The 664-nt window shown below is 77.6% G+C and carries 1 protein-coding gene; it reads left to right on the top strand.

Annotated features, from left to right (window positions below):
- Positions 1–114: 114 nt before the first annotated feature.
- The coding region (locus ABD308_RS21175) for a sigma-70 family RNA polymerase sigma factor (RefSeq protein ID WP_425554819.1) at positions 115–664 on the top strand (550 nt) is incomplete at its 3' end.

Here is a 664-nt window from a genome sequence, read left to right as displayed (position 1 = left end):
GCGCCCGCGGCCGCCGGGAGCCCGGGGCCGGGTCCTCGCCGTCCCCGCCCCGGACTCCCGCGCGTCCGGACCCGCCCCTGCCACCGGCGCGGGGGCGGGCGCTACGGTAGGGCCGTGAGTGACGAACCGTCGACGACCGCCGCCACCGGGCCCGCCGCGTCCGGTACGCCCGCCGCCGCCACCGGCCCGGACGCCTTCGAGACCCACCGGCGCTACCTCGGCTCCGTCGCCTACCGGATGCTCGGCTCCTTCACCGACGCCGAGGACGTCCTCCAGGAGGCCTGGCTGCGCTGGCGCGCCGCCGACCGCGGCTCCGTCGCCGACCCCCGCGCCTACCTCACCACCGTCGTCACCCGCCTCTGCTACGACCAGCTCGGCTCCGCCCGGGCCCGCCGCGAGTCCTACTTCGGCGAATGGCTGCCCGAACCGTCCCTCACCTACCAGGACACCCCGGCCTCCCCCGCCGAACTCGCCGAACGCGGCGAATCCGTCTCGCTCGCGCTGCTCGCCGTCCTGGAACAGCTCACCCCCGCCGAGCGCGCCGCCTTCGTCCTGCACGACGTCTTCGCCGTCGGCTTCGACGAGATCGCCGCCTCGCTCGACCGCAGCCCCGACGCCGCCCGCCAGCTCGCCTCGCGCGCCCGCCGCCGGATCAAGGACGGGG

It is taken from the genome of Kitasatospora putterlickiae, from assembly GCF_039527695.1.
Taxonomy (GTDB): domain Bacteria; phylum Actinomycetota; class Actinomycetes; order Streptomycetales; family Streptomycetaceae; genus Kitasatospora; species Kitasatospora putterlickiae.
This window is presented reverse-complemented; position numbering and strand designations above follow the sequence as displayed.